The following is a 22,625-nucleotide window of genomic DNA, read 5'->3' as shown; positions in this document are numbered from 1 at the left end:
GTTTCGCATTCCTATGTAGGAGCTGCCGAAGGCTGCGATCTTTTTCTACCTGCCGATTCGAATCCAAATCATTGCGCCCACGGTGCCCGGCGCGAATCGTTGAGGCCGACCAGATAGCTGTCACCGCCCAACTGATTCATCTGCTGGCGAATCCACCCCGCCCGCCTTGCAACGTAAGAAGTCGGATGGCTGGCACTCCACACTCGCGGGTTCGGCAGTACCGCCGCCAGCAAACTTGCCTGCTGCCGGGACAGCGAACCAGCGCCCACGCCAAAGTGATGCCGGGCCGCTGCTTCGGCGCCGAACACGCCTTCATCCCACTCGGCACTATTGAGGTACACCTCAAGAATCCGCTGCTTGGGCCAGAACACTTCGATCAACCCGGTAAACCAGGCTTCCAGGCCTTTACGCAGCCAGCTGCGGCCAGACCACAGAAAAAGGTTTTTCGACACTTGCTGGCTCAGGGTGCTGGCGCCGCGAATCGAGCCGCCGCGCTCGTTATGTGCAAACGCCGCCTGAATCGCGCTGAAATCAAAGCCCCAATGCTCGGGAAACTTCTGGTCTTCACCGGCAATTACCGCGACTTTCAGGTCGTCGGAGATTTCATCCCAAGGTTTCCAGGTGCGTTGCAGGTCGATGGGCTCGCCGTCGAACCAGGATTCGATCTTGCGCTCGACCATTAATGCCGTTCCCGGTGGCGGCACCACCCGAAACAGCAGAACCAGCAAAACGCTGCCGACCGCGAACCAGAGCAGGGCCTTTATGAAACGACGGAAAATTAACTGCAGCATAGAGATGGCTTGGCCGAACCCGTTGAGCCGGCCATTATACAGACCCTGTTGATCGAGTCTGACTGGAGTTCTTCATGCTGCGTGGCTTTCTGATGCTGGCCGCTTTCTTCGGCTTCACCGGCGTTGCCTTGGGCGCATTCGCCGCCCACGGCCTGAAAAACCGCCTGACGCCTGAGTATTTGGCGATTTTCCACACGGGCGTCACTTATCAACTGGTGCATACCCTGGCGTTGCTGGGTGTTGCATTGCTGGCCACGCAGATTCCCGGTCGTCTGATTACCTGGGCCGGCGCCTCGTTTGCCATTGGCATTGTGTTGTTTTCCGGCAGCCTGTACCTGCTGACGATGACCGGCGTCAGCAAGCTCGGGATCGTTACACCGTTCGGTGGCCTCGCGTTTCTGGTCGGCTGGGTTTGCCTGGGGCTTGCCGCCTGGCGGCTGAGCTGACCTTGTAGGAGCTGCCGCAGGCTGCGATCTTTTGATTTTGTTCTTTTGTAAGTCGAAAGATCGCAGCCTGCGGCAGCTCCTACAGGATCGTGTTTCAAGACGAATGGCTTGGGTCGACCTGACTGATCGGGCTAGAATGCCAGCCCCTAAAAATGATGGCGGCATTCGGCATGCGCATTCAGTTGAACGGCGAATCCCTTGAACTGCCCGACGGTGAAACCGTTGCGGCCCTGCTGACCCGTCTGGAACTGACCGGGCGCCGGGTGGCGGTCGAGCTCAATCTGGATATCGTCCCGCGCAGCCAGCACGCTGAAACCGCGCTGAACGACGGCGACTCGGTCGAAGTGGTACACGCCATCGGCGGCGGCTAGCCGTCTGGCCCGAGCGGCCACAGAATCATTGTGCAAGAACCTCACCCCAACAGAGGATTTCCCATGAGCATCGTTCGTAGCGACAAGCCCTTCGTCCTGGCCGGTCGTACTTACCAGTCGCGTTTGCTGGTAGGCACCGGCAAGTACCGTGACATGGAAGAAACCCGCCTGGCCATCGAGGCTTCGGGTGCCGAGATCGTCACCTTCGCCGTGCGCCGGACCAACCTCGGCCAGAACCCGGGCGAACCGAACCTGCTCGAAGTCCTGTCGCCGGATCGCTACACCTTCCTGCCGAACACTGCCGGTTGCTACGACGCCATTGAAGCCGTGCGCACCTGCCGCCTGGCCCGTGAGCTGCTCGACGGCCACAACCTGGTGAAGCTGGAAGTGCTGGCGGATCAGAAGACCCTGTTCCCCAACGTGATCGAAACCCTCAAGGCCGCCGAAGTGCTGGTCAAGGAAGGCTTCGACGTGATGGTGTACACCAGCGATGATCCGATCATTGCCCGTCAACTGGCGGAAATCGGCTGTATCGCGGTCATGCCGCTGGCTGGTCTGATCGGCTCGGGCCTGGGGATCTGCAACCCGTACAACCTGCAGATCATCCTCGAAGAAGCGAAAATTCCGGTGCTGGTGGATGCCGGTGTCGGTACTGCCTCCGACGCCACCATCGCCATGGAGCTGGGCTGTGAAGCGGTGCTGATGAACTCGGCCATCGCCCATGCCCAGCAGCCGATCATGATGGCCGAAGCCATGAAACACGCCATCGTGGCAGGTCGTCTGGCCTACCTCGCCGGGCGCATGCCGAAAAAACTCTATGCCAGCGCCTCCTCGCCGCTGGATGGTCTGATCAAGTAAGAGCCATTGATGACTGAATCAAACGACACGCCTATCCAGCAGGAAGAAGGCGAAGAGCGCCAACACCGCCGCATCAAGAGTTTCGTGATGCGCGCCGGGCGCATGACCGAAGGCCAGCAACGCGGTCTGGAGCAGGGTGCTCCATTGTTCGTACTGCCTTTGGCCGATGCGCCGGTGGATTTCGATCAGGTGTTCGGCCGTTCGGCGCCGCGCTCGCTGGAAATCGGTTTCGGCATGGGCCATTCGCTGCTGGAAATGGCCGCGGCTTCGCCGGAGCAGGATTTCATTGGCGTTGAAGTTCACCGTCCGGGTGTCGGCGCGCTGCTCAATGGCGTGCTGACTCAGGGCCTGACCAACCTGCGTGTCTACGATTGCGATGCGATCGAAGTGCTCAACCGTTGCATCGCCGACAACAGCCTCGACCGCCTGATGCTGTTTTTCCCGGATCCGTGGCACAAGAGCCGTCACCACAAGCGTCGTATCGTTCAGGCATCGTTCGCTGAGCTGGTGCGTAGCAAGTTGAAGGTCGGCGGTGTGTTGCACATGGCCACCGACTGGGAACCGTACGCCGAGTACATGCTGGAAGTGATGAGCGTCGCCCCGGGCTATCGCAACCTCGCCGAAGACGGCAAATGCGTGCCGCGCCCGGCCGAACGTCCGATCACCAAGTTCGAACGTCGCGGCGAACGTCTTGGACATGGCGTGTGGGATCTGAAGTTCGAAAAACTGGCTTAAGTACGGCGCTGTAAAAACTGTGGGAGCGGGCTTGCCCGCGATAGCGGTCTAACAATCAACGCAGAGGTTGAATGTTATGGCCTCATCGCGGGCAAGCCCGCTCCCACATTGTTTTGTGTGTTATTCGACGTCAGCGACGGTCTGCCACAACCCCGATCAGCACCAGCACCACCAACAACACCGGCGCCAGGCTGTAGTTGTTGAACTGGCTCAGGCCTTTGATGATCCATGGCGTGGCATAGATCAGCGCTACGCCGCTGCCGACCATGCACAGCAGGGCCATCAGCGGGATGCGCAAGGCGCCGGCGATGCTGCCCAGGCGTTGCTCGACCCAGCCCTTGAGGTCGGCGCCAAACAGCACCAGCAGGCAGCCCACCAGCGCCAGAGAGATTTCCGACAGGTTGCTACGGCTCCAGCGGGACACGGTGGCGAGCAGGTCGAGTACCAGATCCATTCGATTTCCTTATGTCAGAAAAGTCTGCAGCAAGTCATTAAGAAAGAGTTGTCCGCGCATCGTGGCTGCCAGACGTGACGGTTCGACCTGCAACAAGCCACTTTGTTCGGCCTCGCGGCGCCCTTCTGCAAGGCTTTCCAGAGGCAGCCCGGTGCGCTCCGGATACAACCGCGCTTCGACACCCTCGGTCAGGCGCAAGGCGTTCATCAGGAACTCGAACGGCAGTTCTTCGTTGGTCAGCGCTTTCTCGCCAGCCTTGAAGCTTTTGGCCGGATTGATGTAATCCTTCGGCAGGCGAGTCTTCCAGGTGCGCACGATACGCCCGTCCGGATGGCTGAGCTTGCCGTGGGCACCGGCGCCGATACCGATGAAGTCGCCGAAACTCCAGTAATTGAGGTTATGCCGCGCCGGACGGCCGGGCTGGGCATAGGCCGAGACTTCGTATTGCGCGTAACCGTGCTCGGCCAACAGCGCCTGGCCGGCCTCTTGAATGTCCCACAGGGCGTCATCTTCCGGTAGCGTCGGCGGCTGGTTCCAGAACACCGTGTTCGGCTCCAGGGTCAGCTGGTACCAGGACAGGTGCGTCGGCTTCAGGGCGATGGCCTGGCGCAGGTCGCTCAGGGCATCGTCCAGAGATTGATCGGGCAAGCCGTGCATCAGGTCCAGATTGAAGTTATCAAAGCCGGCCTCACGGGCCATGCCGGCGGCACGCACGGCTTCGTCGCCGTTGTGAATCCGCCCCAGGGCCTTGAGTTTCTCTTCCTGAAAACTCTGGATGCCGATCGACAGGCGATTGATACCCAACGCCCGGTAAGCGCGGAATTTCTCCTGCTCGAACGTTCCGGGGTTGGCTTCCAGGGTGATTTCAATGTCGCTGGCAAACGGAATACGTTGCTCGACACCCTTGAGCAAACGGCCCAACGCCTCGGCGCTGAACAGGCTCGGCGTACCGCCACCAAAGAAGATCGAGCTCAGTTCGCGGCCATAGACCGCATGCAGGTCCTGATCGAGGTCGGCGAGCAAGGCGTCCACATACTCTTGTTCCGGCAGCACCGGGCTGGCGGTGTGGGAGTTGAAGTCGCAATAAGGGCATTTGCGTACACACCACGGGATGTGGATGTACAGCGCCAGGGGCGGCAGCACAGGCAAAGCGGCCCGAGGCGATTGCGCGCCGCCGAAGATCAGCGGCGACGCGGATGATTCAATGGTCATTTCAAGCCCAGACGCTGGCGCAGCAGATCCATTGCACGGGCGCGGTGACTGATCTGGTTCTTGTCGCTGGGCTTAAGCTCGGCGCTGGAGCACTCGCGTTCAGGCACCCAGAACAGCGGATCGTAGCCAAAACCGTGCTCACCGCTGGCCTGGGTCAGGATGCGCCCATGCCACAGGCCTTCGCAGAGGATCGGCAACGGATCGTCGGCATGACGCACCAGCGCCAATACACAGACGAACTGCGCGCCGCGCTCGGCTTGCGGCACGTCTTTCATGACGTCGAGCAGTTTGGCGTTGTTCGCCGCATCGCCCTTGCCGTCAGCGTAACGGGCCGAATAGATACCCGGCGCACCGCCGAGGAAATCCACCGCCAACCCCGAATCGTCGGCCAATGCCGGCAGGCCGGAAATGCGCGAGGCGTTGCGGGCCTTGAGAATGGCGTTTTCGACGAACGACAGGCCGGTTTCTTCAGGCTCGACGCTGCTGAACTCGCCGATCGAGCGCAAGTGCACCGATTCGCCGAGCATGGCCTGGAGTTCCTTGAGTTTGCCGGCGTTATGGCTGGCCAATACGAGTTGCGTGAAATTGATCATTCGCCGGGGAAGAGCTCTTGGTTGAAATTGATGGTGTTGATTTTGTCACCGGTTTGCACCTTGATTTCAAAGGTGCGGACTTCCTGCTGATCCACCGGATACTGGGCGATGTAGTAGACCGCGCCTGTTTCGGTAATCTGTTTGAATTTCAATGGAACGCTTTGGCTGGTCAGGTCTTTGACCGTCCCGCTGACTTGCGCCGTTTGCGGTTTGCCGTCCTTGAGTACCGAGATATTGATCACGCCCTGGTTTTTGCTGCGGATCAGCTCGGCCGCTTTGGCAATGTCCGGTGTCAGGAAGGTCGAATTGAAGGTGTTGTAATGCACCGTCACGTCGCCAAAGGTTTCCTTGCGCTCGCCTTTGATGACGTCGGCGGCCATGGCGGTGACGCTCAGGCAGGCAGTGAGTAAAAACAGCGCTAGACGACCCATGATCGTTCTCCTCGAAGTGTCGTGATTCAGACCGCGACCTTGTGGTCCGGCAGACCGGGGCTGCTGACGCGATAGATACCGATCTCACCTAACAGATTAGGCCATAGCTTACTGGCCCACCCGTGTCGATGCTGTTGATCCACGGCAAGTCGATCAATGACCTTGGCTTCACGTTCGCGACACAGCGCTTCAAAGTCTTCGAAGGTGCAGAAGTGAATGTTTGGCGTGTTGTACCAGGTGTACGGCAGAAACTCCGAAACAGGCATCCGGCCCTTGCTCGCCAGGTACCAGCGGCAGCGCCAGTGACCGAAGTTGGGGAAGGTGATGATGCACTGGCGACCGACCCGCAGCATTTCGTCGAGGATCTTGTCCGGGTAATGCACGGCTTGCAGGGCCTGGGTCATGACCACGATGTCGAAGCTGTTGCTGGCAAAGTTGCCCAGGCCCTTGTCCAGGTCCTGCTCGATGACGTTGATGCCCTTGGCCACGCACTCGGCAATGTTGTCCGGGTCGTTTTCCAGGCCATAGCCGGTGACCTGCTTGTGGTCGCGCAGCCAGGTCAGCAACTCGCCGTCACCGCAGCCGAGGTCGAGCACGCGGCTGCCGGCGGGGATCCATTCCTGGATGATTTCCAGATCGGCTCTCATGTCTTCCTCAAAGCGATATGCGGTTCATGTAATTGCTGAAGGCCTGCAAGTAACGCGGGATCGGAATCAGAAAGGCATCGTGGCCTTGCGGAGCATCGATCTCCAGGTAGCAGACGTCTTTCCTGGCCGCCATCAGCGCGTCCACCAGCTCCCGCGAGCGGGCAGGGGAGAAGCGCCAGTCGGTGGTGAAGGACATCACGCAGAACTTGGCCTGGGCATTGGCGAAGGTTTTCGCCAGGTCATCGTCGAAATTCGCCGCCGGGTCGAAGTAGTCCAGCGCCTTGGTCATCAACAGGTAGGTGTTGGCGTCGAAACGTCCGGAAAACTCCTCGCCTTGATAGCGCAGGTAGCTTTCGACCTGGAACTCGACACTGTGGAAGTCGTAGTTGAGCTTTTCGCTCTTCAGGCCGCGACCGAATTTTTCGCCCATGGAGTCATCGGACAGATACGTGATGTGCCCGACCATTCGCGCCAGCATCAGTCCGCGCTTGGGTATCACGCCCGCTTCCTGGAACGAACCGCCGTGGAACTCCGGGTCGGTGAGGATCGCCTGGCGTGCGACTTCGTTGAACGCGATGTTCTGTGCCGACAGTTTCGGCGCCGAGGCGATGGCCAGGCAGTGCCGCACGCGGTCAGGATAAGTGATGGTCCACTGCAAGGCCTGCATGCCGCCCAGACTGCCGCCGATCACCGCTGCCCATTGGCCGATGCCGAGCAGGTCGGCGAGGCGTGCCTGGCTGTGCACCCAGTCTTCCACGGTCAATACCGGGAAATCGGCGCCGAACGGCTTGCCGGTTTCTGGATTGATGCTGCTGGGGCCGGTGGAACCGTTGCAACCGCCGAGGTTGTTCAGGCTGACCACGAAGAATTTGCGAGTGTCGATCGGTTTGCCGGGGCCGATGCAGCTGTCCCACCAACCGGGTTTGCGGTCGTCGGGGCTGTGGAAGCCGGCGGCGTGATGGTGACCGGACAAGGCGTGGCAGATCAGCACGGCATTGCTCGCCGTGGCGTTCAGCGTGCCATAGGTTTCATAGATCAGGTCATAAGCTGGCAGCGAACGGCCGCAGGCCAGGGCCAGCGGTTCACTGAAGTGCGCCACTTGCGGCGTCACCAGACCAACAGAATCGGGGGGGAAGGCAGCTGGCATCGACCCTGCTCTCATTGAAATGAGGCGTAAGTCTAAAGACCGCTGTGGCTAGCGGCAAGCAAAGGCCGGGCCTGATTTTTCCCTGGCGTACCTGTGGCGAGGGAGCTTGCTCCCGTTGGGGCGCGAAGCGGCCCCCGTAGGAGCTGTCGAGTGCAACGAGGCTGCGATCTTTTCCCTGCCAATTGAATCCAAAGCAAAGATCAGATCAAAAGATCGCAGCCTTCGGCAGCTCCTACAGGGTGCAGCCCCGCAGGTCAGGCCGGGCGCACCAGATCCGGCAAATCCGGCAGCTTCTTCGGCGAACAAATCCGCACCCGCTTCTGCCGGTTCAACTCGCCGCTGATCAGGCTGACCTGGCTTTTGGAAACCCCGAATGCCTTGGCCAGAAACGCCATCAGGTAAGCATTGGCCTTGCCCTCGACCGGCGGTGCCGTCAGGCGGATCTTCAGGCGATCACCGTGCAGCCCGGCGAAATCATCGCTGCGGGCCGCAGGTTGCAGGTGACATTCCAGAATCAGGTCATCACCGTCCCAGCGAAAGTAGCTCACCGGATCAGATCAGCAGGCGCAGGATTTGCGGCATCATGGTCAAGGCCGCGAGGTTGTTGATCACCAGCATGTCGATCAGCTTGAGCACCATGAACGCCAGGATCGGCGAGATATCCAGGCCGCCGAGGTTTGGCAGAATCTTGCGGAACGGCGCCAGGGCCGGCTCGCAGATCTGGTTCACCAGCTCGGCGCCGGGGTTATGGCTGCCCGGTGCGACCCAGGACAGGATCACGCTGATGATCAGGGCATAGAAGAAGATATTCAGGAACAGCGCCGTTACGCCGATCAGCGACCAGATCAGCAATTGCAGAGGGTTGCCGGTGGTGCCGAAGGTTAGCAGCAGGGTCAGCGCCATCAACGCCAGTTGCACGAGGATCGCCAGCACCAGCGAGGACATGTCCAGGCCGAACAGGCTCGGGATGATCCGGCGCAGCGGCTTGAGCAGTGGCTGGGTGGCTTTTACGGCGAACTGGCACAGCGGGTTATAGAAGTTTGCACGCACCAGTTGCAGCACGAAACGCAGCAGCACGATCAGCAGGTACAGACTGCCGAGGGTTTGCAGCACGTAAATCGCTGCAGTGTTCAATCCAATCATGTAAGGCTCCTTATTTGCCCAGTTGTTCGGCCATCTCGGCCGAGCGGTGCGCGGCGGCGCCGAGTGCTTTTTCCACCAGGGCTTCGAAACCGCCGGCCTGGAACGACTTGATCGCCGCTTCCGTGGTGCCCGCAGGCGAGGTCACGCGGCGACGTAGTTCAGCCGCGTCGACATCACTGGCGACCGCCATGTGTGCGGCGCCCAGCGCGGTTTGCAGGGTCAGTTGTGCAGCGGTTTCGGGTGGCAGACCGAGCTTCACGCCAGCAGCAGTCATGGCTTCGATCAGCAGGAAGAAATACGCAGGGCCCGAGCCGGAAACGGCAGTGACCGCGTCCAATTGCTGTTCTTCGTCCAGCCACAAAGCGATGCCGACTGCCGACAGCAGCTCTTGCGCCTGCTGGCGTTGCTCGGTGCTCACTTGGGCCGTGGCATACAAGCCACTCACGCCCTGACGCACCAGAGCCGGGGTGTTGGGCATGCAGCGCACGATCGGCTGGGCGCCAAGCCAGTTGTTCATGCTGGCGCAGGTAATGCCGGCCGCAATCGACACCACCAGCTGATTCGGCTTGAGGCTTGGGCGAATGGCTTCGCAAACGGCTTTCATCGCCTGTGGCTTGACCGCCAGCACGACCACGTCCACGCCCTGAATGGCTTGGGCGTTGTCGGCAAACACTTCGATGCCGTGTTCGGCGTGCACGCGGGCACGGGTTTCTTCGCCCGGATCGCTGGCGCGGATCTGCGCGGCGTCCAGACCTTTGGCGCGCAGGCCGCCGATCAGGCTGGCGGCCATGTTGCCGGCTCCGATAAAGGCAATACGAGTCTTGCTCATGTCAGGTCCTTATAGAGAGGTGAGTCAGCCATGTTCATGGTCGACTGTAATCGCGGGCGCCAAACAGGGCCGTACCGATGCGGACCCAAGTGGCGCCCTGGGCGATGGCCGACTCGAGGTCGTGGCTCATGCCCATGGAAAGTGTGTCGAGTGGCAGGTTCAGGCTGGCTTGCAGGCTTTGCACGGCAGCAAAGGCGGCATCCTGGGCGGCGCGATCTTCAGTCGGCTCGGGAATCGCCATCAGCCCGCGCAATTTCAAACGCGGCAGCGCACTGATGGCATCGGCCAGGGCGGGCAGATCGGCCGGGGTGCAGCCGGATTTGCTGGCTTCACCACTGACGTTGACCTGGATGCAGATGTTCAAGGGCGGCAAATCGGCAGGGCGCTGTTCAGACAGGCGTTGTGCGATTTTCAAACGATCCACGGAGTGCACCCAGTCGAAGTGCTCGGCGATAGCACGAGTCTTGTTCGATTGAATGGGGCCGATGAAGTGCCAGATCAAGGGCAGGTCGGCCAATTCGAGCTGTTTGCCCAAGGCTTCCTGCAGGTAATTTTCGCCAAAGTCGCGGATCCCGGCGGCATAGGCCTCACGCAGGGCCTCGGCGGGCTTGGTTTTGCTCACGGCCAGTAGCTGGATGCTGTGTTCGTCACGCTTTGCGGCTAGGGCCGCAGCGTGGATGCGTGAACTAACCTGAGCAATGTTGTCTGCTATCGTGGACATTCAAGAGGCGCCAGCGGGTCTGAGGTTCGCGGCATTCTACTGGAATTGAGGAGCGCTATGGATATCACTGAGCTGCTGGCTTTCAGCGCCAAACAGGGCGCGTCCGACCTGCACCTGTCCGCCGGCCTGCCACCGATGATCCGTGTCGATGGCGATGTGCGACGCATCAACTTGCCGGCCCTGGACCACAAGGAGGTGCATGAGCTGATCTACGACATCATGAACGACCTCCAGCGGGTGGACTTCGAGAAGCATCTGGAAACCGACTTTTCCTTCGAAGTGCCCGGCGTGGCACGTTTTCGGGTCAATGCCTTCAACCAGAACCGTGGCGCGGGCGCGGTATTCCGGACCATTCCGTCGAAGGTCCTGAGCATGGACGACCTGGGCATGGGGGAAGTGTTTCGCAAGATTACCGAATCCCCCCGAGGCCTGGTGCTGGTGACCGGCCCGACCGGTTCCGGCAAGTCCACCACGCTGGCGGCGATGATCGATTACCTGAACAACCATCGCCATCACCACATCCTCACCATCGAAGACCCAATCGAGTTCGTCCACGAATCGCGCAAATGCCTGATCAATCAGCGTGAAGTCCATCGCGACACCCGCAGCTTTGCCACGGCCCTGCGTTCGGCCCTGCGTGAAGACCCGGACGTGATTCTGGTCGGGGAAATGCGTGACCTGGAGACCATTCGGCTGGCACTGACCGCCGCCGAGACCGGCCACCTGGTGTTCGGCACGCTGCACACCACATCGGCGGCAAAAACCATCGACAGGGTGGTGGACGTGTTTCCGGGCGACGAGAAATCGATGGTGCGTTCGATGCTCTCCGAGTCGTTGCTGGCGGTGGTGTCTCAGACTTTGATCAAGAAAATCGGCGGCGGGCGGATTGCCGCCCACGAAATCATGCTCGGCACCTCGGCGATCCGTAACCTGATCCGTGAAGACAAGGTGGCGCAGATGTACTCGTCGATTCAGACCGGAGGGTCGCTGGGGATGCAGACGCTGGATATGTGCCTGAAGGAGCTGGTGACCAAAGGCGTGATCAGTCGCGAGCATGCGCGGGAGAAGGCGCGCTCGCCGGATAATTTTTGAGTGCCTTAAAAGCAAAAGATCGCAGCCTTCGGCAGCTCCTACAGGAAAACGCGTATTCCTGCGTAGGAGCTGCCGAAGGCTGCGATCTTTTGATCTTGCTTGAAATCAGCGCTGTACGACGCGCAGTTGATTCGGTTCTTTCGGCAGAACCCGCTTGGCAACCACGTAGTGGTTATCCCAATACGGCTTCTTCAGGGTGTCGATGCTTACCGACTTGCCACGGCGTGGTGCGTGGATGAAGCGGTCGTTGCCCAGGTAGATGGCCACATGGTTGACCCGGCGACTCTTGATGTTGAAGAAGATCAGGTCGCCTGGCTTCAGTTCGTTGCGATCGACTTTCTCACCGTGACCGCTGGCCATGGCATTGGAGGTGCGTGGCAGGTCGAAGGTGGCGTCGTTGAACGCGTATTTTACCAGGCCGCTGCAATCGAACCCTTTACTTGGGCTGCTGCCACCCCAACGATAAGGTGTGCCGAGCACGTTTACCGCGCGGCTCAACACGTTGCTGCTTTCCTTGGTCGCCATCGGCGGAACCAGCTTGCCGTTGGCGCGGCTCAGTTGGGTGGAACGTTTTACTGTCTGTTGGTTTTTGCTCGAAGGAGCAGAAACATGGGATTTTGGGGTGTAACCATTAACGTTCGGAAGACGTTGCTCACGATTGGTGGCGTGGGCGGCCAGGGGCAATAATAGGCAAATGGTTAGCCATGTCTTGAAAAATGGACGCATTAGGCAAGGCTCGTATGGGTTAGCGCGCAACTTTATAACAGCTTTTTTGTCCCTTCCGAGGCCGTTGGTCGATTCAACCTTGGGGTCAACGGAACCAAATAAGCGGCAATTTGGCGCAATTGTCGGACACAAGTCAGGTGTTACAAGGCTTTGACGGGACCCAAGGTAGCATTCGCCGTATGTCGGCTGCCTGTAAAAAAGTCACAAAGAATTCAAGAATATTTCTCTATCGCGTGAATCGAGGCCATCCATGAACACCTATCGACAACCCGTTTCACAACAAGACACGCACAGCAAAGTGATTGGTTACCTGCTGTGGATTTTCGGTTTTACCGGGGCTCACCGCTTCTATTACGGCAGGCCAGTGACCGGGACGATCTGGTTTTTGACCTTGGGCTTGCTGGGTATTGGCTGGTTGATCGACGTGTTCCTGATTCCGGCCATGGATCGTGAAGCAGACCTGCGCTTTACCGCCGGCCCCATCGAATACAACGTCGCGTGGATTCTGCTGACGTTCCTTGGGGTATTCGGCGTACACCGGATGTATCAGGGGAAGTGGATCAGCGGGTTGCTGTACCTGGTCACGGGCGGGTTGTTCTTTCTGGGGGTGTTGTATGACTTCTGGACGCTGAACGATCAGATTTCGATTCGTAACGCGCAGAACAGAGGCGCTTTCCAGTAAGTTGTGATGAGGGAGCGAGCTCCCTCATCACAGGGTTCTACGCCTGGTGGCTGATCCGCCCATCCACCAGGGTGTAACGCACTACGCCTGGCAGGCTGTGGCCAATGAACGGGCAGTTTTCGCCCTTGGACAGCCAGGTTTCACCGGCCACGGTCGAGGCCGTCGGGTCAAACAGCACGATGTCTGCCGCGCCACCTACTGCCAATTTCCCTGCCGGCAGGCGCAACGCCTCGGCAGGGCCGGCACTCAGGCGTGCCAACAGCGTCGGCAGGTCGAGCAAACCGTCTTCCAACAAGGTCATCGCCAGCGGCAGCAGCAGTTCAACGCTGCTGATGCCCGGTTCGGTCGCGCCGAACGGTGCCAGCTTGGCGTCGCGCTCATGGGGCTGGTGGTGGCTGGAGATGGCGGATACCACACCGGACTTCACCGCTGCCCGCAGGCCATCGCGGTCGGCGCGGGTGCGCAGTGGCGGCTGGACGTGATAGAGGCTGCTGAAGTCGATCAGCGCTTCGTCGGTGAGGATCAGTTGATACAACGCCACATCCGCCGTGACCTTCAGCCCGCGAGCCTGGGCCTGAGCGATCAGCGCTACGCCGCGCGCGCTGGTGAGCTGGCTGAAGTGCGCACGTACGCCGCTTTGCTCGACCAGCAGCAGATCCCGGGCCAGGGCCACGGTTTCGGCGGTTTCCGGAATGCCCGGCAGACCGAGGAAGCTTGCGGTCGGGCCTTCATGGGCCAGGCCACCTTCGGCCAAGTCGTGATCCTGCGAGTTGAAAATCACCGTCAGGTCGAACGTCGCCGCGTATTCCAGTGCCCGGCACAGGGTGCGGGTGTTGCGGAAGCTCTCCAGGCCATTGCCGAAAGCCACGCAGCCGGCATCGCGCAAGGCGACCAGTTCGGCCAGCTGCTCGCCGTCCAGGCCTTTGCTCAGGGCGCCGATTGGGAAAACTTTGGTGTTGCCGGCCTCACGAGCACGGTCGAGGATCAGTTCGGCCACGGCCGAGGTGTCCAGCACCGGTTTGGTTTTCGGCGGGCAGCACAGGCTGGTCACGCCGCCGGCGGCGGCTGCGCGGGTTTCGCTGGCGATCGAGCCTTTGCGGCTGTAGCCCGGCTCGCGCAGGGCAACGTTCAGGTCAACCAGACCCGGGGCGGCCACCAGGCCCTTGGCGTCGATGGTGTCGACGGCAACAAAACCGGCCGGAGCGGCGCCAAGGGCGACGATCTTGCAGGCTTCAACATGGATGTCAGTCACTTGATCCAGGCCGCTGGCCGGATCGATAACGCGTGCGCCGAGAATGCTGAGCTTCACTGGGCGTTCTCCTGCTCGAATTGGCGCTGGGCTGTTTGCCCGCTCATGGCCATGGACAGCACGGCCATACGAATCGCGATGCCGTAGGTCACCTGGTTGAGGATCACCGAGTGCGGACCGTCGGCCACCGCCGACTCAATTTCCACCCCACGGTTGATCGGCCCAGGGTGCATCACGATGGCATCGGGTTTGGCGCCGGCCAGGCGCGCGGTGGTCAGGCCGAACAGGCGGTAGAACTCGCCTTCGCTCGGCAGCAGGCCGCCGGTCATGCGCTCACGCTGCAAGCGCAGCATGATCACCACGTCGACGTCTTTCAGGCCTTCGGTCATGTCGGTGTAGACCTTCACACCGTATTGCTCGATGCCGATCGGCAGCAGGGTTTTCGGCGCGATCACGCGAATGTCCGGGCAGCCGAGGGTTTTCAGGGCCAGCATGTTCGAGCGTGCTACCCGCGAGTGCAGGATGTCGCCGACGATGGCCACCGAGAGGTTTTCGAAGCCACCCTTGTGCCGACGAATGGTGAGCATGTCGAGCATGCCCTGGGTCGGGTGCGCGTGACGGCCGTCGCCACCGTTGATGATCGCCACTTGCGGGCAGACATGTTCGGCAATGAAGTGCGCCGCGCCAGAATCACCGTGACGCACGACGAACATGTCGGCGGCCATGGCTTCGAGGTTGCGCAGGGTGTCGAGCAGGGTTTCGCCCTTGCTCGCCGATGACGTGGACACGTTCAGGGTGATCACGTCGGCGGACAGCCGCTGGGCCGCCAGTTCGAAGGTGGTGCGGGTGCGGGTGGAGTTCTCGAAGAACACATTGCACACGGTCTTGCCGCGCAACAACGGGACTTTCTTCACCGCCCGGGCGCCGACTTCGAGGAACGAGTCGGCGGTGTCGAGTATTTCCGTCAGCAGCTCGCGGCGCAAACCGTCGAGCGAGAGGAAGTGGCGTAGCTGGCCCTGATCATTGAGCTGCAGCGGGCGCTTGGTTTCTAGAGGCGTCATCGCGAGGGGGACTCTCAATAGGGCGAATTAAAGGGCGAGGTCTTGCAGTTCGAGCTTGAGTTCCGGACCGGACAACTTCACCCGTTCGTGGGCCGCCAGTGACAGGGTCGCTCCGACTATATTCGGGCGGATCGGCAGCTCAGCGGCGTCCAGGTCCAGCAGGCACACCAGCGTCACGCTGGCCGGGCGGCCGTAGTCGAACAGTTCGTTCATCGCGGCGCGGATGGTGCGACCGCTCATCAGTACGTCGTCGATCAGCACCAGATGCTGGCCTTCGATCTCGAAGGGCAGCGCCGAAGGGCGTACTTGCGGGTGCAGGCCGCTCTGGCTGAAGTCGTCGCGGTAGAAGGACACATCAAGGGTGCCCAGCGGCGCGTCGCTGCCCAACTCCTTGAGCAACGCCTGAGCGACCCAGATGCCACCGGTCCGAATACCGATATAACGCGGTTCGCTGATGCCACGGTTTTCCAGGTAAGCCTTGAGACGGATCGCCATCTGGCTGATCAGTTCGGCGGGATTAGGCAGGCTCATGGTTTGCTCCTTCTTGGTCCCGAGCCCTGCTTTTGGGGTATAGCGCCTGGGTGGGGGCTCGGGTTGTAGCTAAAAGAGACGCGCAGCGACTCGTCAGGATCAGGTGCTTGAGGATTCGAACAGTGCGGTGTTTTCGTCGAGCCAGCCTTGCAGTAGCAGGGCGGCGGCGATGGCATCGACCGGGTTGTCGCGGTAACTGCCCTTCTGGCCGCCACGGACCAGGCGTTCGCCTTTGGCCTCGAAGGTGGTCAGGCGTTCGTCGTGAGTATAGAAGGGCAGGTTGTAGCGGCCGTTCAGGCGCCGGGCGAATTTTTCGGCCCGCAGGCACATGTCGCTGGGCGTGCCGTCCATGTTCAACGGCAGGCCGACCACCACGGCGTCGGGTTTCCACTCCTTGATCAGGGCTTCGACCTGATTCCAGTCGGGAATGCCGTTTTGTGCCTTCAAGGTGCACAGCTCGCGGGCCTGGCCGGTAATCACCTGGCCGACCGCAACGCCGATCTGCTTGGTGCCGTAGTCGAAACCCAGAATCAGCCGCAGGGCCATCAGGCGTGCCCCGCCTGGCTGGTGAGCAGGCTGAGGTTGATACCCAGGTGCTTGGCCGCCGCTTCGAGACGTAACTCGCTGCTGGTGTTGAACAGGATGTCGGCATGGAACGGGCAAGTCAGCCAGGCGTTGTCGGCCAGTTCGGCTTCCAGTTGCCCGGCTTCCCAACCGGCATAGCCGAGGGTGATCACACTTTTCGCAGGGCCGACGCCGTCGGCGATGGCGAACAGCACGTCCTGGGAGGTCGACAGCGACAATTCGCCATCCAGATCAACGGTAGCCTGATAGGTTTTTCCCGACGGGTGCAGGACAAAGCCGCGATCGGTTTGCACCGGGCCGCCGATAAAGATCGGCACGTGCTGGCAGAGCACTGGCGGTTCGATATCGGGGCGCAATTGCTCGAGGATATCGGCCAGGTTCAGGTCCTGCGGACGGTTGACCACCAGCCCCATGGCACCATTGGCCGTGTGCTCGACGATGTAGGTCAAGGTGTGCGCAAAGTTCGGGTCGGCCATGTGAGGCATGGCGATCAGGAAGTGATGCTTGAGGTAGCTGGGGCTGACGTTCTTCATGAGCGCTAGTGTGGCGTTGGAGGGGCGAACTGACAAGCTGAGGATGCACAGGAAATGCCTGTGCAGGTGTCTTTTTGATCCGGGCTTGCCCGCGAAGGCATTGGCTCGATCACTGCAAATCTTCCGGCTAATTACTGGACAACCGGTCCCCACGCGCAAACTTCCAGGTGCGGATGATTTCCAGACGGTCGATGTCCGACAGATCCCCGGTAAACGGTGCGAACGGCGCGGCCAGCCGCACGATGCGCTGCGCCGCCTGATCCAGCAGCGGTTGGCCGGACGATTCCAGCACCAACACTTCATACAGCGAGCCGTCGCGGTTGATCGAGACCATCAGGCGCAAATTGCCATAAATCTGTTTGCGTCGGGCCTCGTCGGGGTAGTTGAGGTTGCCGATGCGCTCGACCTTCTTGCGCCATTCATCCTTGTACCAGGCACCTTTGTCGCGCATGGTCGACGCGGCGCTCAAGCGGTGGATGCGCGGGCGTTTGGCGTACAGCTGTTGTTCATTGGCCAGTTCTGCTTCCAGGCTGGCGATGTCGCTGGACAGCTGTGAGCTGTCGAAGGTCGGTGCTTCGACCTTGGGCTTGGTCTCGGTCTTGACGTCTTCCTGCTTGGTCGCGGCTTTTTTCGGCTTCGGCGCGACAGTCGTCACGGCGGCCTTGGGCGCGGCTTCCTGCACTTGGGGTTTGGCGGTTGGCGGCGGAGTGACCGTCTGCACCTTGTTGTCCTGGAAGGGCGCGACCTCGGTGGTCTTGGGAATGGCCTTTTTATCCAGGGTGCCGCTGCCTTGCTGATTCTCTTGAGCGAGGAAATCGGCTTTTTTCGGCTTGGTTTCGCTTTTGAAGGTGGCGAGGGTGATTTCCAGGGTTTTGCTGATTTGCTTGGGTTCGACCATGGTGAACCCGACGCCCAACAGCAAGGCCAGGTGAATCAGCGCCGCGAGAAACAGGGTAAAACCGAGGCGATCGGCCGGGCGCACGCCACGATGGGCGAGTTCAGGGGGCAGATCGGACGGGAGTGTCATGACAAGAAAACCAACATCGCGTTTTTTACAGGCCGGCGATGATAACGCAATGTTGGTTGTCTCTTGGCTGTTCTCGATCAACGAGCCTTGAGCTTCTGATCGATGGCATCCATCAACTGGCCGCCGATGTCGGTGCCGAACGCGTTATCGATCTCGCGAATGCAGGTCGGGCTGGTGACGTTGATTTCGGTCAGGTGCTCACCGATCACGTCGAGACCGACGAACAGCAAGCCCTTCTCGCGCAGGGTCGGGCCGACTTGCGCGGCGATCCAGCGATCTTTCTCGGTCAGCGGTCGGGCTTCGCCACGGCCGCCAGCGGCGAGGTTGCCGCGGGTTTCGCCTGCTGCCGGAATCCGCGCCAGGCAATAATCCACAGGCTCGCCGTCGATCATCAGGATGCGCTTGTCGCCATCAACGATCGCCGGCAGGTAGCCCTGGATCATGATCTGCTGCTTGCCATGCAGGGTCAGGGTTTCGAGGATCACCGACAGGTTCGGGTGGCCCGCGGTATGACGGAAGATCGACGAACCGCCCATGCCGTCCAGCGGCTTGAGGATCACGTCACCGTGATGGTCGGCGAATTCACGCAACACGTCCGGGCGACGGCTGACGATGGTCGGCGGCGTGCACTGCGGGAACAGCGTGGCGAACAGCTTCTCGTTGCAGTCACGCAGGCTTTGCGGCTTGTTGACCACCAGCACGCCAGCGTTCTCGGCTTGCTCCAGCAGGTAAGTGGAGTAGACGAACTCCATGTCGAACGGCGGATCCTTGCGCATCAGGATCACGTCCAGGTCACTCAGCAGTGCGTCGGATTCGGCGCCCAGCTCGAACCACTTGTGCGGGTCGGCGAAGACTTTCAGCGGACGCATCCGCGCGCGCGCCTGGCCCTCGGCCTGATACAAATCGCGCTGTTCCATATAGAACAGTTCCCAGCCACGCTTTTGCGCGGCCAGCAGCATGGCCAGCGAGCTATCCTTTTTATAGGAGATGCTGGCGATAGGATCCATGACAATCCCGACGCGAACGCTCATGGGGTTTTCCTCGAAATTGGGGTGGAAAGTGTGATGAAAAAGTGGCGTCAGAGTGGCGCTGAGTGGGTTCCCGGTCAAGGAAAAACCACCGCAAAGGTCACCCGATAGATTGGACGGGGAGACTGTGCTAAAAAGGCTGCCAAGTGGTGCTGGCCCTTGAGTATCAAGGGTTTCGGGCCGCAAACGGACAAATTGATTCACAAAGGCGACGGTAGAGCCCCTATGGAACAGCATTCCAGCGCCTTGAAGGTCATGGTGATCGATGATTCGAAAACGATTCGTCGCACCGCCGAAACGCTGTTGAAAAACGTGGGCTGTGAAGTCATCACCGCAATCGATGGTTTCGATGCCCTGGCCAAGATTGCCGACAATCACCCGGGCATCATCTTTGTCGACATCATGATGCCGCGTCTGGATGGTTATCAGACCTGCGCGTTGATCAAGAACAACAGTGCGTTCAAGTCCACGCCAGTGATTATGCTGTCGTCCAGGGACGGGTTGTTCGACAAGGCCAAGGGGCGGATCGTCGGCTCCGACCAGTTTTTGACCAAGCCTTTCAGCAAGGAAGAACTGCTGAACGCGATCCAGGCCCACGTACCGGGCTTTGCCGTCGTTTCGCCGCAGTAGGACACGCACAGTGACGCTCGGCCAGTGGGCCTTGCGTCGACAAGAATGGGGAAGACCATGGCACGTATTCTGATCGTCGATGATTCGCCGACTGAAATGTACAAACTGACCGGCATGCTCGAAAAGCACGGTCATGAAGTGTTGAAAGCCGAAAACGGCGCCGACGGCGTGGCCCTGGCCCGTCAGGAAAAACCCGACGCGGTGCTGATGGATATCGTCATGCCCGGCCTCAATGGTTTCCAGGCGACCCGTCAGCTGACCAAAGACCCGGAAACCGGGCACATCCCGGTGATCATCATCACCACCAAGGATCAGGAAACCGACAAGGTCTGGGGCACGCGCCAGGGCGCCAAGGACTACCTGACCAAACCGGTCGATGAAGACACCCTGATCAAGACGCTGAACAACGTGCTGGCCGGTTGATCGTCCGGCCATGACCGAGTCGCTGACGGCCTTCGAACTGCTGCTGCAGATTGATCAACGTTGTCGTCTGCTGGCGGCGGACCTGCCGTCCCAGCCGACTCGACAGGACAGCTGGAGCGGCATCGGTTTTCGCTTGGGCGAGCACGGGTACGTCGCGCCCATGGGCGAAGTCAGCGAAGTCCTGCACGAACCGCGCGTTACCCAAATGCCGGGGGTCAAGCCCTGGGTCAAGGGCGTAGCGAACCTGCGTGGGCGGCTGCTGCCGATCATGGATGTGTACGGCTTCTTTTATGGTTATGAGGCCGGCCATGAACTGTCGGCCTCGCGCAAGCAGCGGCGGATACTGGTGGTGGAGCACAACGACGTGTTCGCCGGGTTGCTGGTCGATGAGGTCTTCGGCTTGCAGCACTTTGCCCAGGACAGCCTGGAACCGGTGCCCATGGATGAGCTGCAGGGGCCGATCGCGCCGTTCGTCAAAGGCCGCTTTCAGCGTGAGCAGAATTGGCAGGTGTTCAGCCCGTTTGCGTTGGCGCAGTCGCAAGGTTTCATGAATGTAGCGCTGTAGCCGGGGAGTAGGTTGAATTGGGCAGGACAGGCGAGGACCGATGATTAAAGCAAACGCAGGTACGCCGGAAGGGTCGCGCAGCCGGTCGCAGATCATCGTGCTGTTCATCGCGCTGATCATCTTCATCATGCTGCTGTTCGCCAACTTCGCGTACCTCAACACCCAGGCGAATTACGACAAGCAGTACATCGGCCACGCCGGTGAGCTGCGCGTGCTGTCGCAACGCATCGCCAAGAATGCCACCGAAGCCGCCGCCGGCAAGGCTGCGGCGTTCAAGTTGCTCAGTGATGCGCGCAACGACTTCGCCCTGCGTTGGGGCTATCTGAAAAAAGGCGATCCCTCCACCGGCCTGCCGCCGGCACCGTCCACCGTGCGCGCGGAAATGCGCGCGGTGCAGCTGGATTGGGAGCGGTTGCTGAAAAACACTGACGCTATTCTCTCCAGCGAACAGACCGTATTGTCCTTGCATCAAGTCGCCGCGACGCTGGCCGAAACCGTGCCGCAATTGCAGGTCGAGTATGAAAAAGTCGTCGAAACCCTCCTGCAACGTGGCGCCCCGGCCGCTCAGGTGGCGATGGCCCAGCGTCAGTCGCTGCTGGCCGAGCGGATTCTCGGTGCGGTGAACACCGTGCTGTCCGGCGACGAAAACTCGCAGCAAGCCGCCGACGCGTTCGGTCGCGACGCAGCGCGTTTCGGCCAGGTACTCAACGGCATGCTTCAAGGCAATGCGGCCCTGAAAATCAGCCAGGTCGAAGACCGTGATGCCCGCGCCCGCTTGACCGAGATTTCCGAGCTGTTTGAATTCGTCTCGGGCTCGGTGGACGAAATCCTTGAAACTTCGCCGGAGCTGTTCAAGGTCCGCGAATCGGCCAGCAACATTTTTACCCTGTCACAAACCCTGCTCGATGAAGCCTCGCACCTGGCCAGCCGTTTCGAAAACCTCGCCGGCGGGCGCAACACCGATACCATCGGCGGCTACGTGCTGGGTTTGCTCGCTCTGATGTCGATCATCCTCATCGGTCTGGTGATGGTGCGCGAAACCAACCGTCAGCTGCGTGAAACCGCCGAAAAGAACGAGCGCAACCAGAACGCGATCATGCGCCTGCTGGACGAGATCGAAGACCTGGCCGACGGTGACCTGACCGTGACTGCCTCGGTGACCGAAGACTTCACCGGGACCATCGCCGACTCGATCAACTATTCCGTCGACCAACTGCGCGATCTGGTGGCGACCATCAACCTCACCGCCGGCCAGGTCGCCGCCGCCGTGCAGGAAACCCAGGCCACCGCCATGCACCTGGCCCAGGCCTCGGAACATCAGGCGCAGCAGATTTCCGAAGCCTCCATGGCGATCAACGACATGGCCGAGTCCATCGATCAGGTCTCGGCCAACGCCGCCGAGTCCTCAGCAGTGGCCGAACGTTCGGTGGAAATTGCCAACAAGGGCAACGAAGTGGTGCACAACACCATCCACGGCATGGACAATATTCGCGAACAGATTCAGGACACCGCCAAGCGCATCAAACGCCTCGGTGAGTCTTCTCAGGAAATCGGCGACATTGTCAGCTTGATCGATGACATTGCCGATCAGACCAACATCCTCGCCCTCAACGCAGCCATTCAGGCGTCCATGGCCGGTGACGCCGGGCGCGGTTTTGCGGTGGTGGCCGACGAAGTACAGCGGCTCGCCGAGCGCTCATCCGCGGCGACCCGGCAGATCGAAACGCTGGTGCGGGCGATTCAGACCGACACCAACGAAGCGGTGATTTCCATGGAGCAGACCACCACCGAAGTGGTGCGCGGCGCGCGTCTGGCGCAGGATGCCGGAGTGGCCCTGGAAGAAATCGAAGGCGTATCGAAGACCCTCGCGGCACTGATCCAGAGTATTTCCAACGCCGCACAGCAACAGACGTCTTCGGCCGGCCAGATTTCCCTGACGATGAACGTGATCCAGCAGATCACCACGCAGACCTCGTCTGGCTCCACCGCCACCGCCGAGAGCATTGGCAACCTGGCGAAAATGGCCAGCCAGCTGCGGCGCTCGGTGTCCGGTTTCACCTTGCCGGCCAAGCCTGCGCAAGCTGCGGACAACGCTTGAACCGCCTCAGGGCGTAT

At 60.6% G+C, this 22,625-nt stretch carries 29 protein-coding genes; 10 read left to right on the top strand and 19 right to left on the bottom strand.

The window, feature by feature from the left end:
• Positions 1-68: 68 nt before the first annotated feature.
• The gene (gene mtgA, locus ACEN9A_RS28095; protein WP_258671485.1) at positions 69-791 is read right to left on the bottom strand and encodes a monofunctional biosynthetic peptidoglycan transglycosylase; all 723 of its coding nucleotides are present in this window, start codon (positions 789-791) and stop codon (positions 69-71) included.
• Between the two features lie 74 nt (positions 792-865).
• Between mtgA and ACEN9A_RS28090 the strand changes: the two genes are divergently transcribed.
• From ACEN9A_RS28090 to trmB, 4 genes are all read left to right on the top strand, one after another.
• Positions 866-1,237, top strand: a complete 372-nt coding sequence (locus tag ACEN9A_RS28090) for a DUF423 domain-containing protein (RefSeq protein ID WP_019650216.1) — start codon at positions 866-868, stop codon at positions 1,235-1,237.
• A gap of 170 nt (positions 1,238-1,407) precedes the next feature.
• Positions 1,408-1,608, top strand: coding sequence for a sulfur carrier protein ThiS (thiS, locus tag ACEN9A_RS28085; protein WP_177324956.1), 201 nt, complete (start codon positions 1,408-1,410; stop codon positions 1,606-1,608).
• A 63-nt stretch (positions 1,609-1,671) separates the two neighbouring features.
• Positions 1,672-2,466, top strand: coding sequence for a thiazole synthase (locus ACEN9A_RS28080; protein ID WP_007939343.1), 795 nt, complete (start codon positions 1,672-1,674; stop codon positions 2,464-2,466).
• A gap of 9 nt (positions 2,467-2,475) precedes the next feature.
• Positions 2,476-3,201, top strand: coding sequence for a tRNA (guanosine(46)-N7)-methyltransferase TrmB (gene trmB / locus ACEN9A_RS28075; RefSeq protein WP_258671483.1), 726 nt, complete (start codon positions 2,476-2,478; stop codon positions 3,199-3,201).
• Positions 3,202-3,331: 130 nt separating this feature from the next.
• Here the strand turns inward: trmB and ACEN9A_RS28070 are convergent, their stop codons facing one another.
• The 10 genes from ACEN9A_RS28070 to ACEN9A_RS28025 form a co-directional block, all read right to left on the bottom strand.
• On the bottom strand, positions 3,332-3,655 hold the full coding sequence (locus ACEN9A_RS28070) for a DUF3392 domain-containing protein (protein ID WP_019650219.1): 324 nt from the start codon (positions 3,653-3,655) through the stop codon (positions 3,332-3,334).
• Positions 3,656-3,664: 9 nt separating this feature from the next.
• Complete coding sequence (gene hemW / locus ACEN9A_RS28065; protein ID WP_258671481.1) at positions 3,665-4,867, bottom strand: radical SAM family heme chaperone HemW; 1,203 nt, start codon at positions 4,865-4,867, stop codon at positions 3,665-3,667.
• Positions 4,864-5,460 carry an RdgB/HAM1 family non-canonical purine NTP pyrophosphatase gene (gene rdgB / locus ACEN9A_RS28060; protein ID WP_007939349.1) on the bottom strand — a complete coding sequence of 199 codons (597 nt, stop codon included), beginning with the start codon at positions 5,458-5,460 and terminating at the stop codon, positions 4,864-4,866. The genes hemW and rdgB overlap by 4 nt, the downstream gene beginning before the upstream one ends.
• The gene (locus tag ACEN9A_RS28055; protein ID WP_019650221.1) at positions 5,457-5,891 is read right to left on the bottom strand and encodes a DUF4426 domain-containing protein; all 435 of its coding nucleotides are present in this window, start codon (positions 5,889-5,891) and stop codon (positions 5,457-5,459) included. The genes rdgB and ACEN9A_RS28055 overlap by 4 nt, the downstream gene beginning before the upstream one ends.
• Before the next feature lie 26 nt (positions 5,892-5,917).
• Positions 5,918-6,538, bottom strand: a complete 621-nt coding sequence (gene metW / locus ACEN9A_RS28050) for a methionine biosynthesis protein MetW (RefSeq protein ID WP_007939351.1) — start codon at positions 6,536-6,538, stop codon at positions 5,918-5,920.
• Between the two features lie 7 nt (positions 6,539-6,545).
• A complete protein-coding gene (gene metX / locus ACEN9A_RS28045; protein ID WP_258671479.1) occupies positions 6,546-7,685 on the bottom strand; it encodes a homoserine O-succinyltransferase MetX in 1,140 nt (379 codons plus the stop codon).
• Between the two features lie 254 nt (positions 7,686-7,939).
• Positions 7,940-8,233 (bottom strand): DUF167 domain-containing protein, encoded by a 294-nt coding sequence (locus ACEN9A_RS28040; protein WP_007987815.1) that lies wholly within the window; start codon positions 8,231-8,233, stop codon positions 7,940-7,942.
• 4 nt (positions 8,234-8,237) lie between these two features.
• The gene (locus tag ACEN9A_RS28035; RefSeq protein WP_019580613.1) at positions 8,238-8,828 is read right to left on the bottom strand and encodes a YggT family protein; all 591 of its coding nucleotides are present in this window, start codon (positions 8,826-8,828) and stop codon (positions 8,238-8,240) included.
• 10 nt (positions 8,829-8,838) lie between these two features.
• Positions 8,839-9,657, bottom strand: a complete 819-nt coding sequence (gene proC, locus ACEN9A_RS28030; protein ID WP_258671478.1) for a pyrroline-5-carboxylate reductase — start codon at positions 9,655-9,657, stop codon at positions 8,839-8,841.
• 34 nt (positions 9,658-9,691) lie between these two features.
• Positions 9,692-10,378 carry a YggS family pyridoxal phosphate-dependent enzyme gene (locus tag ACEN9A_RS28025; protein WP_258671477.1) on the bottom strand — a complete coding sequence of 229 codons (687 nt, stop codon included), beginning with the start codon at positions 10,376-10,378 and terminating at the stop codon, positions 9,692-9,694.
• Positions 10,379-10,435: 57 nt separating this feature from the next.
• On the opposite strand from ACEN9A_RS28025, the gene ACEN9A_RS28020 reads away from it, so the two are divergent.
• On the top strand, positions 10,436-11,470 hold the full coding sequence (locus tag ACEN9A_RS28020; RefSeq protein WP_258671476.1) for a type IV pilus twitching motility protein PilT: 1,035 nt from the start codon (positions 10,436-10,438) through the stop codon (positions 11,468-11,470).
• Between the two features lie 105 nt (positions 11,471-11,575).
• Here ACEN9A_RS28020 and ACEN9A_RS28015 read toward each other — a convergent pair whose 3' ends face one another.
• Positions 11,576-12,196: a C40 family peptidase gene (locus ACEN9A_RS28015; protein WP_018928708.1), complete on the bottom strand. Its 621-nt coding sequence runs from the start codon at positions 12,194-12,196 to the stop codon at positions 11,576-11,578.
• Positions 12,197-12,446: 250 nt separating this feature from the next.
• On the opposite strand from ACEN9A_RS28015, the gene ACEN9A_RS28010 reads away from it, so the two are divergent.
• Complete coding sequence (locus tag ACEN9A_RS28010) at positions 12,447-12,878, top strand: NINE protein (protein WP_019580618.1); 432 nt, start codon at positions 12,447-12,449, stop codon at positions 12,876-12,878.
• Between the two features lie 37 nt (positions 12,879-12,915).
• Here the strand turns inward: ACEN9A_RS28010 and ACEN9A_RS28005 are convergent, their stop codons facing one another.
• From ACEN9A_RS28005 to gshB, 7 genes are all read right to left on the bottom strand, one after another.
• Entirely contained in the window at positions 12,916-14,187 is a 1,272-nt protein-coding gene (locus tag ACEN9A_RS28005) for a dihydroorotase (protein ID WP_258671475.1), read from the bottom strand.
• Positions 14,184-15,188 (bottom strand): aspartate carbamoyltransferase catalytic subunit, encoded by a 1,005-nt coding sequence (locus ACEN9A_RS28000; RefSeq protein WP_007939362.1) that lies wholly within the window; start codon positions 15,186-15,188, stop codon positions 14,184-14,186. The genes ACEN9A_RS28005 and ACEN9A_RS28000 overlap by 4 nt, the downstream gene beginning before the upstream one ends.
• Before the next feature lie 27 nt (positions 15,189-15,215).
• Positions 15,216-15,719: a bifunctional pyr operon transcriptional regulator/uracil phosphoribosyltransferase PyrR gene (pyrR, locus tag ACEN9A_RS27995; protein WP_018928711.1), complete on the bottom strand. Its 504-nt coding sequence runs from the start codon at positions 15,717-15,719 to the stop codon at positions 15,216-15,218.
• 99 nt (positions 15,720-15,818) lie between these two features.
• Positions 15,819-16,265 carry a Holliday junction resolvase RuvX gene (gene ruvX, locus ACEN9A_RS27990; protein ID WP_018928712.1) on the bottom strand — a complete coding sequence of 149 codons (447 nt, stop codon included), beginning with the start codon at positions 16,263-16,265 and terminating at the stop codon, positions 15,819-15,821.
• A complete protein-coding gene (locus ACEN9A_RS27985) occupies positions 16,265-16,837 on the bottom strand; it encodes a YqgE/AlgH family protein (RefSeq protein WP_019650230.1) in 573 nt (190 codons plus the stop codon). Before ACEN9A_RS27985 ends, ruvX begins: the two co-directional genes overlap by 1 nt.
• Positions 16,838-16,964: 127 nt before the next feature.
• Positions 16,965-17,864 (bottom strand): energy transducer TonB, encoded by a 900-nt coding sequence (locus ACEN9A_RS27980; protein WP_258671473.1) that lies wholly within the window; start codon positions 17,862-17,864, stop codon positions 16,965-16,967.
• 77 nt (positions 17,865-17,941) lie between these two features.
• The gene (gene gshB / locus ACEN9A_RS27975; RefSeq protein WP_018928715.1) at positions 17,942-18,895 is read right to left on the bottom strand and encodes a glutathione synthase; all 954 of its coding nucleotides are present in this window, start codon (positions 18,893-18,895) and stop codon (positions 17,942-17,944) included.
• A gap of 222 nt (positions 18,896-19,117) precedes the next feature.
• Between gshB and pilG the strand changes: the two genes are divergently transcribed.
• From pilG to ACEN9A_RS27955, 4 genes are read left to right on the top strand one after another with little or no spacing between them, the layout of a single operon-like run.
• On the top strand, positions 19,118-19,522 hold the full coding sequence (gene pilG, locus ACEN9A_RS27970; RefSeq protein ID WP_007897954.1) for a twitching motility response regulator PilG: 405 nt from the start codon (positions 19,118-19,120) through the stop codon (positions 19,520-19,522).
• A 57-nt stretch (positions 19,523-19,579) separates the two neighbouring features.
• Entirely contained in the window at positions 19,580-19,945 is a 366-nt protein-coding gene (gene pilH, locus ACEN9A_RS27965) for a twitching motility response regulator PilH (RefSeq protein ID WP_007897961.1), read from the top strand.
• A 10-nt stretch (positions 19,946-19,955) separates the two neighbouring features.
• A complete protein-coding gene (locus ACEN9A_RS27960) occupies positions 19,956-20,510 on the top strand; it encodes a chemotaxis protein CheW (RefSeq protein WP_019650233.1) in 555 nt (184 codons plus the stop codon).
• A gap of 40 nt (positions 20,511-20,550) precedes the next feature.
• On the top strand, positions 20,551-22,608 hold the full coding sequence (locus tag ACEN9A_RS27955; RefSeq protein ID WP_258671472.1) for a methyl-accepting chemotaxis protein: 2,058 nt from the start codon (positions 20,551-20,553) through the stop codon (positions 22,606-22,608).
• The last annotated feature ends 17 nt before the right edge of the window (positions 22,609-22,625 follow it).

The organism is Pseudomonas sp. Pseusp18 (genome assembly GCF_059506005.1).
The sequence above is the reverse complement of the archived record's forward strand: the minus strand, read 5'-3'. Positions and strand labels throughout refer to the sequence as shown.

Excerpts from the sequence above, each read along its gene's own strand:
- mtgA (WP_258671485.1), bottom strand. The coding sequence starts at position 791 with ATGCTGCAGTTAATTTTCCGTCGTTTCATAAAGGCCCTGCTCTGGTTC.
- ACEN9A_RS28090 (WP_019650216.1), top strand. The coding sequence starts at position 866 with ATGCTGCGTGGCTTTCTGATGCTGGCCGCTTTCTTCGGCTTCACCGGC.
- thiS (WP_177324956.1), top strand. The coding sequence starts at position 1,408 with ATGCGCATTCAGTTGAACGGCGAATCCCTTGAACTGCCCGACGGTGAA.
- ACEN9A_RS28080 (WP_007939343.1), top strand. The coding sequence starts at position 1,672 with ATGAGCATCGTTCGTAGCGACAAGCCCTTCGTCCTGGCCGGTCGTACT.
- trmB (WP_258671483.1), top strand. The coding sequence starts at position 2,476 with ATGACTGAATCAAACGACACGCCTATCCAGCAGGAAGAAGGCGAAGAG.
- ACEN9A_RS28070 (WP_019650219.1), bottom strand. The coding sequence starts at position 3,655 with ATGGATCTGGTACTCGACCTGCTCGCCACCGTGTCCCGCTGGAGCCGT.
- hemW (WP_258671481.1), bottom strand. The coding sequence starts at position 4,867 with ATGACCATTGAATCATCCGCGTCGCCGCTGATCTTCGGCGGCGCGCAA.
- rdgB (WP_007939349.1), bottom strand. The coding sequence starts at position 5,460 with ATGATCAATTTCACGCAACTCGTATTGGCCAGCCATAACGCCGGCAAA.
- ACEN9A_RS28055 (WP_019650221.1), bottom strand. The coding sequence starts at position 5,891 with ATGGGTCGTCTAGCGCTGTTTTTACTCACTGCCTGCCTGAGCGTCACC.
- metW (WP_007939351.1), bottom strand. The coding sequence starts at position 6,538 with ATGAGAGCCGATCTGGAAATCATCCAGGAATGGATCCCCGCCGGCAGC.
- metX (WP_258671479.1), bottom strand. The coding sequence starts at position 7,685 with ATGCCAGCTGCCTTCCCCCCCGATTCTGTTGGTCTGGTGACGCCGCAA.
- ACEN9A_RS28035 (WP_019580613.1), bottom strand. The coding sequence starts at position 8,828 with ATGATTGGATTGAACACTGCAGCGATTTACGTGCTGCAAACCCTCGGC.
- proC (WP_258671478.1), bottom strand. The coding sequence starts at position 9,657 with ATGAGCAAGACTCGTATTGCCTTTATCGGAGCCGGCAACATGGCCGCC.
- ACEN9A_RS28025 (WP_258671477.1), bottom strand. The coding sequence starts at position 10,378 with ATGTCCACGATAGCAGACAACATTGCTCAGGTTAGTTCACGCATCCAC.
- ACEN9A_RS28020 (WP_258671476.1), top strand. The coding sequence starts at position 10,436 with ATGGATATCACTGAGCTGCTGGCTTTCAGCGCCAAACAGGGCGCGTCC.
- ACEN9A_RS28015 (WP_018928708.1), bottom strand. The coding sequence starts at position 12,196 with ATGCGTCCATTTTTCAAGACATGGCTAACCATTTGCCTATTATTGCCC.
- ACEN9A_RS28010 (WP_019580618.1), top strand. The coding sequence starts at position 12,447 with ATGAACACCTATCGACAACCCGTTTCACAACAAGACACGCACAGCAAA.
- ACEN9A_RS28000 (WP_007939362.1), bottom strand. The coding sequence starts at position 15,188 with ATGACGCCTCTAGAAACCAAGCGCCCGCTGCAGCTCAATGATCAGGGC.
- pyrR (WP_018928711.1), bottom strand. The coding sequence starts at position 15,719 with ATGAGCCTGCCTAATCCCGCCGAACTGATCAGCCAGATGGCGATCCGT.
- ruvX (WP_018928712.1), bottom strand. The coding sequence starts at position 16,265 with ATGGCCCTGCGGCTGATTCTGGGTTTCGACTACGGCACCAAGCAGATC.
- ACEN9A_RS27985 (WP_019650230.1), bottom strand. The coding sequence starts at position 16,837 with ATGAAGAACGTCAGCCCCAGCTACCTCAAGCATCACTTCCTGATCGCC.
- ACEN9A_RS27980 (WP_258671473.1), bottom strand. The coding sequence starts at position 17,864 with ATGACACTCCCGTCCGATCTGCCCCCTGAACTCGCCCATCGTGGCGTG.
- gshB (WP_018928715.1), bottom strand. The coding sequence starts at position 18,895 with ATGAGCGTTCGCGTCGGGATTGTCATGGATCCTATCGCCAGCATCTCC.
- pilG (WP_007897954.1), top strand. The coding sequence starts at position 19,118 with ATGGAACAGCATTCCAGCGCCTTGAAGGTCATGGTGATCGATGATTCG.
- pilH (WP_007897961.1), top strand. The coding sequence starts at position 19,580 with ATGGCACGTATTCTGATCGTCGATGATTCGCCGACTGAAATGTACAAA.
- ACEN9A_RS27960 (WP_019650233.1), top strand. The coding sequence starts at position 19,956 with ATGACCGAGTCGCTGACGGCCTTCGAACTGCTGCTGCAGATTGATCAA.
- ACEN9A_RS27955 (WP_258671472.1), top strand. The coding sequence starts at position 20,551 with ATGATTAAAGCAAACGCAGGTACGCCGGAAGGGTCGCGCAGCCGGTCG.